Below are 9853 nucleotides of genomic sequence, written 5' to 3' on the forward strand. Positions count from 1 at the left end.
TCGGCCGTACCGGGCCGCCGGGGCGAGGCCGCCGGGGCAGCCTTCGGAATGACTACGCGCGCTTCGGCACCAGAGCGGGCCATGCGGGCGTCGAGCGCGTTGCAATCTGCGCCGGCCGGGCGAGAATGGGCGGGTGGACGACCCTGGGGACATCACCGATCTGCTGCAACGCTGGCGGGGCGGAGGCGGCAAGGACGACGAGCTCGCGCTGTTCACGCGCCTCTATCCCTTGCTGCGCCAGCTCGCCGCGCATCGCCTGCGCCGCAGCGCACCGATGACGTGGCAGCCGACCGATCTCATCGGCGAGGCCTATGCGCGGCTCTTCCCGGGCCAGCGCGCCGATTTCCGCAACCGCCAGCACTTCATCGCTATCGCCGCGCGCGTGATGCGCCGCGTCGTCGCAGATCACTTCCGCGAGCGCGGCGCGGACAAGCGCGGCGGCGCGCAGGCACCGCTCAGCCTCGACCAGCTCGGCGCCGAAGCCGACGTCGCCGACGTCGAACGCCTGGCCGATCTCGTCGAAGTCGATCGCCTGCTCGACGAACTGTCGACGGTCGATCCGCGTGCCGCCGAGATCGTCGAGCTGCGCTACTTCGCCGGACTCACCGTGCCCGAGGTCGGCGACGTGCTCGACCTCTCCGAGCGCACGGTCAAGCGATCGTGGCAGTTCGCACGCGCGTGGCTCCACGCGCGCCTCGAACCCGTCGCGCCGGCGACCTGACGTGGCCGAACGCGCCGACGACGCGCGCCACTGGGCGCGCGCACGCGAGCTGTTCGATGCCTGCGTCGACCTTGACGCCGCGCAACGCAAGCGCTACCTGCTCGATGCGACCGCCGGTGAGCCGGAAGTGCGTGCCCTGGTCGAACGCCTTCTCGCAACCCACGCCGATCTCGCGCCGACCCGCGACGACCGCATCGCGCGCGGCATCGACGCCGGCGTCGGCGCGCTCTGGTGCGAGGCGCCGGCCGGCGCGCGTTTCGGCGCATTCCGTGTCGTGCGCGAGCTCGCGCGCGGCGGCATGGGCGTGGTCTACCTCGCCGAGCGCGACGACGGCACGGTCGCGCAGCGTGTCGCGCTCAAGCTCGTTGGCAGCGCGCAATTCGGCCCCGCATCCTCGATGCGGCTCGCGCGCGAGTACCGCATGCTCGCCGCGCTGGAGCATCCGCACATCGCGCGCCTAATCGACGCCGGCACCGCCTCGGACGGCACCGCGTATTTCGCGATGGAGTACGTCGACGGCGCGCCGATCACGCGCCATTGCGACGAGCGGGCTCTGCCGCTGCGTGCGCGCCTCGCGCTCTTCCTCGATGTCTGCGCCGCGGTCCAGTACGCCCACGCGCAGCTCGTCGTGCATCGCGACATCAAAGCGGCCAATGTGCTGGTGCGGGACGATGGCCTCGCCAAGCTGCTCGACTTCGGCATCGCGGCGCCGCTGGCGGACGCGTCGTCGTACCTCGACGACGCGTCTTCGCCCGGCGCGTTCCTGTCGCCGCATTCGGCCGCACCCGAGCAGTTCAGGCCGAACGACCGGATCGGCGTCGCCGCCGACGTCTACGCGCTCGGCGTGCTTTTGTGCGAACTCGCCGGCGGCTCGCGGCCGATCGATGTCGATGGCCTCGACGCGAATGCGGCGATGGAGCGCGTTGCGGTGACACCGCCGCGGCTGCCGAGCACGGCGATCGACGACGCCGGGGCACGGCGCCGCGGCGCCGACAAGCGTAAACTGCAGCGCGCGCTGCGCGGCGACATCGACGCGATCGTCGCGCGCTGCCTCGAGAAGGACCCGCAACGCCGCTACGCCTCGGTCGCGCTGCTCGCCGAGGACATCGAACGTCATCTCGCGCGCAGGCCGATCGCGATCCGCGCGCACGAGCGCGGCTATCGCGCGCGTCGCTTTGTCCGCCGCCATGCGCTCCCAGTCGGACTGGGCGCGCTCGCGGCGGCGTTGCTGGTCGGCTTCGTCGCCTACGGCATCGTCACCAATCGCGAACTCGAGCGGCAACGCGACGAGGCGCGCATGCGCGAGCGGCAGGCAGTGTTCCAGCGCAGCCGGGCCGAAGCGGTGACGGACTTCCTCGTCGGCTTGTTCCGCTCGACCACGCCGGAGCAGACGCGCGGCCATGCAGTAAGCGCGCGCGAACTCGTCGACAGGGGCCGCGCGAGCGTCGAAGGCGGCCTCGCCGCGCAGCCCGACCTCAAGGCGTCGATGCTGTCCGCGCTCAGCGACGTGTACCTCGCGTTCGACGACCTCGACACGGCCGAGCGGCTGGCGCGCGGGGCGGCCGCGCTGCGCGACGCGTCGGCCGACGCACCGTTGCGCGCGGAGAGCCTGCTGCAGCTCGCGGCGATCGACAACCGGCGTGCGCGACCGGAAGACGCATTGGCTGCGATCGACGCGGCCGCGGCAGCGGGTACGGAAGAGACGTCGCTGCGCATGCGCTGGCTGGCGACGCGCGCCGATGCGCTGCACCTGCTCGGCCGCGACGAGCAGTCCCTGGCGCTCCTGCACGAGGGCATGGACCTCGCGCGCGAGGCGTACGGCGGGGACGACCCGCGCCTGCTGCGCGCCGCCGCGAGGTACGCCAATGGCTTGCGTGCCGTCGGCCGCGTCGATGACGCGCAGGCGGTGCTCGCGCGCATCCTGCCGCTGATGCGTCGCAACCTCGCCGCCGACGACCCCGAACTCGCCGAGGTGCTGCTCGCGATGGCGCTGCACGCGCGCAACGGGGGGCGGGCGGCGGAAGCGGAGCCGCTCGCGCGTGAAGCACTCGAGGTCGACCAACGCATCTACGGCGAACACTCGACGCAGACCAAGCGCGCGGCCAGTGCGCTCGCCACGATCGTCTCCGCGCTCGGCCGCGACACCGAGGCCGCCGGCCTGTTCGAGCGCGCGATCGCGATCGACACGGCGATCTACGGTGCGGATTCGCTGCAGGTGGGGATGGACGAATTCAACCTCGGCTCGCAATTGCAGACCATCGCGGGACGGGCCGACGAGGCACTCGCGCATTTGCAGCGCGGCGTGGCGATCGGTGCGAAGCAACTGCCCGCCGACCACATCAACCTGGCGATCTACCGGCTCGCCCTCGGCGCGAGCCTGCGCGAACAGCGGCGCCACGCGGAGGCCGACACCGTGCTGCGGGCTGCATTGGCGGTGTTCGAGCAGAAGCCCGGCCCGCGCGGACGCAACGACAACCTCGCGCGCGGCGAACTCGCCTGCAATGCACTGCAGGCGGATGGCGACGCGGCGGAGCGGCCGGCGCTGGAGGCCGCGCTCGCAGTCCTGCGCGACGTCGCACCGGACGACGCGGGCACGCACCGGCTGGAGCAGTGCCTCGCGCGCACGGCGTCACCGCGGCTCAAGGGCCGATGAGCCAGTCGGAGTAGAAGTGGTACGCCGCGCCCATGCCGACCTCGAGATCATCGCCGATCACGCCGGCACGCAGGGAGGACGGCACGCAGGATGAACCTTCCGGCGCGATCGTCTTGTACGCCTCGAAGAACTGGTCGTCCGAGTCCGAGGTGAACAGGTACACGTGGCACCAGTCCGGGGCGGGCGCGACATTGATGTAGACGTTGGATGTCATCGGCGCCGGACCTGCGAGCGCATCGATCTCATGCGGCGAGGGGCCGTCCGGCGTCACCGACAGGCTGGGGGATCCGTCGTACCACACCCATTCCAGTCGCGAGTACGCCCGCGGCGCGACGCGGGCGCGCAAGGCGAATACCCCGCCGTCCCGGCCGCCGTTCGGCGTCGGAATGTCGATGCCGAATTCGACCAGCGTCACGGTGTGTTCATGCGTCGCGGGAAGTTCGAGCGCGATATTGCCCGTGAGGGCATCGTTCGCTCCGGCGCCGACGGCGATCGTCGAATAGTCCGACCTGGCCACCCTGCTGCCAGGATCGGGCAGCGCGGCACGCGTGAGGTTGCATTCGCGCCCGGACCCGCCCGGCCCGGGGCTCTGCGAACCGGGGTCGCAGAAGATCGGCGTCGCGGGCACGGCGGCGAGCAGCAGGAGCGGGAGTACGGCAGGCATGGACAGTCCTCGGATCGAAGTCGGGAAATACTGCGATGGCGTTCGTTCTGGCGTAACCGTGCTCAGGCCGACGGCTTGGCGCGGAACGGAAACGCCTGCTGCGCGCGCCAGCCGTCCGGCATGTAGTCGCCGACGACTCCGTATTTCGCCGGCAGCGGCTTGTGCGCGGGCACCTTGACCGCGGTGCCGAACAGGTGGTCGAGGAAGGAATAGTGCGCGGCGTAGTTGCGGTCGATCGCCTCGTCGTCGGACGAGTGGTGCCAGTGATGGAAGTCCGGCGTCACGATCAGGTATTTCAACGGCCCCCAGGGCAGGTGCACGTTGGCGTGGTTGAGCACGGCCTGGAAGCCGACCACGATGATGTAGGTGTTGATCACCGCTTCGCTGAAACCGAGCACGAACAGCGGCGCGAGCACGCACACGCGCGTGAAGACGATCTCGGCGACGTGCTGGCGCGAACCGGCGAGCCAGTCCATCGTCTTCGCGCTGTGGTGCACGGCGTGGAATTTCCACAGGAACGGGATCTCGTGGTAAGCGCGATGCGTCCAGTACTGCGCGAGGTCGGCGACGAGGATGCACAGGAGCAGCTGCGGCACGAACCAGATGCGCTGCACGGCGAGCTGGAAGTCGTGGCTGACGAGCCAGGCGAAACCGTGGTGGATCGCGAAGTTCACGGTCAGGAGGATCAGGCCGACGAGGAAATGGTTGACCGCGAAGTGCTTGAGGTCGGTCTGCCATTCCGGCCGGAACACGGTCTGCTCCTTGTACAGCGGGAACAGCTTCTCGATCGCGACGAACACGAGCGTCGAACCGAGCAGGTCGAGGATGAACCAGTCGAGGCCGATGTACGGCGTGTGATCGGGGAAATCGCCGACCGGCACGCGCGCGCCGCCGAGCGCGACCGCGGCGATCACGAACGCGAACGCGACGAGGTTGACGTTGCGGCGGACGCCGAGCACGAGGTTGGCGAGCGCGAGGCCGCCGGCGACGAGCAGCGCGACGAACAGGAGCTGGCGCAGCACGTCGACCGAGTACTGGTGGCGCAGCTCCGGCGTGGTCAGGTACTGGGGAAAATGGAACGCGAGCACGCCGAGCAGGCAGAGCACGCCGAGCGAGAACGCGATGATCGTCGCGATCGTGCCCTGGCCGAACCGGAGCGGGCCGCTGCCGGCGAGGAAGCGCGCGGTGTCGTCGACGGTCGCGCGCGCGACCTCGACGTGCGCGTCGAGCGCATCGCGCAACACGTACGGCGTCCGGCTCACTGACGGCTTCGGCATGCTCCCCCCCGGGTTCCCTGCGGCACGATGGCGGCCGCGCGGCGCATTCTAGCGCCGCGGCCGGCCCGTGCGAGGCTCAGGGCGCCTCGCCGCGCTGGCGCATCAGCATGATCGCCCCGAGCGCGGCATCGTCGCGCGGGGTCCAGTGCGGGCCGGGCAGGTCCTGGCGGCGGGCCGACTCGAGTGCGTCGAAATAGCGGTCGTCGATGCCCGCCGTGGCGAGCAGCAGCGCCGGCAGGTAGAACGCGGCGGTCGTTTCCTCAGCCGGCACCGGCCCGGCGTGCGCGCTGTCGAACAACAGCCACGGCACGGGCTGCGAGAAGCCGTTCGCGCCGTCGTCGAAGCCGGCGCCTTCATAGAGCTTCGGCAGCGCCGGCAGGTGGTCGCCATAGAACAGCAGCAAGGTGCGCCGCGGCCGCTGCTTCAGTGCATCGGCGAGGCGGCCGAGCGCGCGGTCGGCACGCGCGAGGTGGTAGAGATAGCCGCGCAGCCGCTCCGCCGGCGGGCCGCTGGCGTCGGGCGGCACCGGTTGCGCGGCGATGTCGTTCGGGTCTGCGTTCGGGAAACCTTCGTACGGCCCGTGGTTTTCCATGCTGATCGCGAACACGAACGCGGGCGAGCGCGCCGCGTCGAGGCGTTGCAGCACGTGGTCGACGAGGGCGTCGTCGCCGATGTACCAGCCGACGCGCGCGGCGTCGCCGAACGCTTCCTCGCCGTCGAACGCGGCGAAACCGAGGTGGTCGAGCGCGACCGCGCGGTTCCAGAAGTCGCGTTCGTGCGGATGCACCGCGAGCGTCGAGTAGCCACGGGCGGCGAGCACGCTGGCCAGGCTCGGCACGGCGGCCGCGGTCAGGCGGAAGTACGGGTACTGCACCTCGGGGAAGTACCGCATTGCGATGCCGGTGAGCACCTCGAACTCGGTGCGGATCGTGCCGCCGCCGTAGGCGGGCACCCACAGGTCGCCGTGGCGCGAGACCGCGGCGAGGCGGCGGAACTCCGGCAGCACCTGAGCAGGCTCGAGCCCGCGCAGGCGCGCGGGGTCGAAGAACGATTCGCTCTGCACGACGACGATGTCCGGCAGCGTCGACGGGTCCGGCGCAGCGGGGGGCGCGGCGGCATGGTCCTGCATGAAGCGTCGCGCGAGCTCGCGGTCCGGCTCGGGCAGCACGAACGTCGTGCTCCACGCGTAGCGCAGCAAGGTCGCCGGCAGGCCACCGTGCTCGGCCGACGCGGCCGGCGACCATTCCAGCCATTCGTCCTGCGCCGCCGCGTACACGCGCGACCACGGCGACACGCCCGCGACCAGGCTCGCGCCGAGGCCGAGGACACCGGCACCGACGAGCAGGCGCGCCCAACCCGTGAGGCGCTGCCACGGGCGCTCCCAGCGCAGCAGCGCCGCGACGACGAGCACGCAGGCGACCGCGCACGCGATCGCCGTCGGCGGCAGGTAGCGCGCGAGCAGCGCGCCGCCGTCGCCGAGGTGTCCGAGCAGCATGAAGTCCGCCGGCAGCACCGGCGTGTCGAGCAGCTCGAGCTTGATCGCGTTGGCGTAATACAGCAGGTACAGCGGCAACATGGCGAGGCCTAGCGACAGCAATGGCCGTCGCGTCAGCGCGAGCAGCAGCAGGGCGAGCACGAGCGTGGGAATCGCGTTGGTGAGGATGGCGCCCGCGGCGGCCCATGCCGCCCCGTCCGCGGCGAACGCGGGATCCTGCCAGGTGACGAGCGCCGCGCCGGCGAACAACGCGAGGACGGCATAGGCGGCCAGTGCGAGCGGCAGGCCGATGCGTGCGGGCGACCTGCGTCGCGAAGTGGCTCGTGGCAGTGCCATACCGTCCCGTCGACCCCCGGTGGCCACCGCGGCGCAGCAACGTCGCTGCACCGCACAGCATACACGGCAGGCGCCTTGCGCCGCGCGCGAAGGCTGCTCTACGCTCGCCCGATCGCCCGCGACGCGGGCCGGGGGATCTTCCAGATGATGCAGGCCTTGGGGCACATCGCGTTCGGGCTGTTCGGCCTCGCCGTACTGGTCGGCATCGCGTTCGCGTTCTCGAACAACAAGCGCGCGGTCGACTGGCGCCTCGTGCTCACGGGCGTGTCGCTGCAGATCGTGTTCGCCGCGCTCGTGCTCAAGCTCCCGCTCGGCCGCGACGTGTTCAATGCGATCGCCACCGGCTTCGTGCGCCTGCTCGACTTCGTCCGCGTCGGTTCCGAGTTCATCTTCGGCAGCTTCATGGACATCTCGAAGTTCGGCTTCGTGTTCGCCGTGCAGGTGCTGCCGACGATCATCTTCTTCGCCTCGCTGACCGGCGTGCTGTACCACCTCGGTGTCATGCAGAAGATCGTCAAGGGCATGGCGTGGGTGATCACCAAGGTCATGAACGTGTCCGGCGCGGAAACGACCAGCGTCTGCGCGAGCGTGTTCATCGGCCAGACCGAGGCGCCACTGACGATCAAGCCGTACATCGAGCGCATGACGCAGTCCGAGCTCATGACCGTGATGATCGGCGGCATGGCGCACATCGCCGGCAGCGTGATGGCCGCGTACGTGGGCCTCCTCGGCGGCGACGACCCGGTGCAGAAGCAGTTCTTCGCCAAGCACCTGCTCACCGCGAGCATCATGGCCGCGCCCGCGACGCTGATGCTCGCGAAGATCCTCGTGCCGGAAACCGAGGAGCCGCTCACGCGCGGCACGATCAAGCTCGACGTCGAGAAGACCACCGCCAACGTCATCGACGCGGCGGCGACGGGCGCCGCCGACGGCCTGCGCCTCGCCCTCAACGTCGGCGCGATGCTGCTCGCGTTCATCGCGCTGATCGCGCTCATCAACGGGCCGATCCAGTGGCTCGGCGCCCATGCGTGGGGCGCCGACGCCGGTTCGTCGATCAATGCGTGGCTGAGCGCGGGCGCGGGCCATCCGGTCGAACTGTCGCTGCAGACGATCTTCGGCTGGGTGCTCGCGCCGATCGCCTGGCTCATCGGCGTGCCGTGGCAGGACGCGTCGCTGGTCGGCAGCTTCATCGGCGAGAAGGTGGTCATCAACGAGTTCGTCGCCTACGTCGACATGTCCACGCACATCACGCAGTTGTCGAAGGAGAGCCAGCTCATCGCGACCTATGCGCTGTGCGGCTTCGCCAATTTCTCCTCGATCGCGATCCAGATCGGCGGCATCGGCGGGCTCGCGCCGAACCGGCGCGCCGACCTCGCGCGCTTCGGCCTGCGCGCGGTGCTCGGCGGCTCGCTCGCGACGTTCATGACCGCGACGATCGCGGGCGTGCTCGAACAGCTCTGAACGCGCGGGACCGACGATGGCCGCACCGCTCGCGCTCGTCGTCGGCAGCTACAACCACGACTACGCCTGGCGCGTCGAGCGCGCGCCGCAGGCCGGCCAGACCTTGCGTGGTGACGCGTTCCGCACCGCACCCGGCGGCAAGGGCTTCAACCAGGCGGTCGCCTGCGCGCGCCAGGGCGTGCCGACCGCGTTCATCGCCGCGATCGGTGCCGACGCCGCCGGCGACGGCGCGCGCCGGCTCGCCGCCGACGAAGGCATCGACGCGCACTGGCAGACCTGCACCGACGCCGCCACCGGCAGCGCCTGCATCGTCGTCGAGGCGCACGGCCAGAACCGCATCATCGTCGCGCTCGGCGCGAACGAACGCCTCGATCCCGCGTTCCTGCGCGAACGCGAGGCACTGTTCGCAGCGGCCGGCGTGCTGCTCGTGCAGCTGGAGAACGGCGTCGAGGCGACGTGTGCCGCACTCGATCTCGCGCAGGCACACGGCGTGCTGCGCGTGCTCAACCCCGCACCCGTGCACGACGCGCTCGATGGCACCCTGCTCGCGCGCTGCGACCTCGTGACGCCGAACGAAAGCGAGTTCGCACTGATGCTCGCGCGCACGGGCGGCGCGCGGATCGACGCGGATACACTCGCCGGGCGAGACGACGCCGAGCTGCACCGGCTGGCGCGCGGGCTCGGCGTGCCGAGCGTCATCGTCACGCTCGGCGCACACGGCTGCTTCGTCTCGCACGAAGATGCGCGCCGGCACGCGGACGCGCGGCCGTACTACCGCGTCGCCGCCGAACACGCGGACGTCGTCGACACGACCGGCGCCGGCGACGCGTTCTCCGGCGCCCTCGTCGCCGCCCTGCTGCGCGGTCGCGGCCGCCCCTTGCGCGACGCGGTCGTGCACGCGAACCGCTGCGCCGCGCTCTCGACCGAACACCGCGGCGCCGCCGAGGCGATGCCACGCGCGGCCGACGTCGAGCGCCGCTTCGGCTCCGGATCGAGCGCGTAGGGCGGGTCGAGCGTGTAGGGCGGGTCGAGCGCGCAGCGCGAGTCCCGCCGCCCGTCCGCGACACCGCGGCGAGCGTGCGGCGGCACGCGCTTCGCGCGTACCGCCCTACCCACCCGGGGCTTGCATGCCTACAGCCGAGTCGAGGGCGTAGGGCGGGTCGAGCGCGCAGCGCGAGTCCCGCCGCCCGTCCGCGACACCGCGGCGAGCGTGCGGCGGCACGCGCTTCGCGCGTACCGCCCTACC

The 9853-nt window shown here is 71.2% G+C and carries 7 protein-coding genes; 4 read left to right on the forward strand and 3 right to left on the reverse strand.

What is annotated here, in order from left to right:
* The first annotated feature begins 133 nt into the window (after positions 1-133).
* Both EV148_RS02995 and EV148_RS03000 read left to right on the forward strand, forming a co-directional pair.
* Positions 134-721: an ECF-type sigma factor gene (locus EV148_RS02995; RefSeq protein WP_158287286.1), complete on the forward strand. Its 588-nt coding sequence runs from the start codon at positions 134-136 to the stop codon at positions 719-721.
* A gap of 1 nt (position 722) precedes the next feature.
* Positions 723-3374 (forward strand): serine/threonine-protein kinase, encoded by a 2652-nt coding sequence (locus EV148_RS03000; RefSeq protein WP_131993230.1) that lies wholly within the window; start codon positions 723-725, stop codon positions 3372-3374.
* Here the strand turns inward: EV148_RS03000 and EV148_RS03005 are convergent.
* The 3 genes from EV148_RS03005 to EV148_RS03015 form a co-directional block, all read right to left on the reverse strand.
* On the reverse strand, positions 3361-4038 hold the full coding sequence (locus EV148_RS03005; RefSeq protein WP_131993233.1) for a hypothetical protein: 678 nt from the start codon (positions 4036-4038) through the stop codon (positions 3361-3363). The genes EV148_RS03000 and EV148_RS03005 overlap by 14 nt on opposite strands.
* 62 nt (positions 4039-4100) lie before the next feature.
* Positions 4101-5315 carry a sterol desaturase family protein gene (locus tag EV148_RS03010; RefSeq protein ID WP_131993236.1) on the reverse strand — a complete coding sequence of 405 codons (1215 nt, stop codon included), beginning with the start codon at positions 5313-5315 and terminating at the stop codon, positions 4101-4103.
* A 76-nt stretch (positions 5316-5391) separates the two neighbouring features.
* Positions 5392-7146, reverse strand: coding sequence for an LTA synthase family protein (locus EV148_RS03015; protein ID WP_131993239.1), 1755 nt, complete (start codon positions 7144-7146; stop codon positions 5392-5394).
* Between the two features lie 144 nt (positions 7147-7290).
* Here EV148_RS03015 and EV148_RS03020 point away from each other — a divergent pair, with 144 nt between their 5' ends.
* Positions 7291-8607 carry a NupC/NupG family nucleoside CNT transporter gene (locus EV148_RS03020; RefSeq protein ID WP_131993242.1) on the forward strand — a complete coding sequence of 439 codons (1317 nt, stop codon included), beginning with the start codon at positions 7291-7293 and terminating at the stop codon, positions 8605-8607.
* A gap of 16 nt (positions 8608-8623) precedes the next feature.
* Positions 8624-9610: a ribokinase gene (locus EV148_RS03025; RefSeq protein ID WP_131993245.1), complete on the forward strand. Its 987-nt coding sequence runs from the start codon at positions 8624-8626 to the stop codon at positions 9608-9610.
* Positions 9611-9853 lie beyond the last annotated feature (243 nt).

It is taken from the genome of Dokdonella fugitiva (assembly GCF_004342425.1).
Taxonomy (GTDB): Bacteria; Pseudomonadota; Gammaproteobacteria; order Xanthomonadales; family Rhodanobacteraceae; genus Dokdonella_A; species Dokdonella_A fugitiva.

Excerpts from the sequence above, each read along its gene's own strand:
- EV148_RS03010 (WP_131993236.1), bottom strand. The coding sequence starts at position 5,315 with ATGCCGAAGCCGTCAGTGAGCCGGACGCCGTACGTGTTGCGCGATGCG.
- EV148_RS03020 (WP_131993242.1), top strand. The coding sequence starts at position 7,291 with ATGATGCAGGCCTTGGGGCACATCGCGTTCGGGCTGTTCGGCCTCGCC.
- EV148_RS03015 (WP_131993239.1), bottom strand. The coding sequence starts at position 7,146 with ATGGCACTGCCACGAGCCACTTCGCGACGCAGGTCGCCCGCACGCATC.
- EV148_RS03005 (WP_131993233.1), bottom strand. The coding sequence starts at position 4,038 with ATGCCTGCCGTACTCCCGCTCCTGCTGCTCGCCGCCGTGCCCGCGACG.
- EV148_RS03025 (WP_131993245.1), top strand. The coding sequence starts at position 8,624 with ATGGCCGCACCGCTCGCGCTCGTCGTCGGCAGCTACAACCACGACTAC.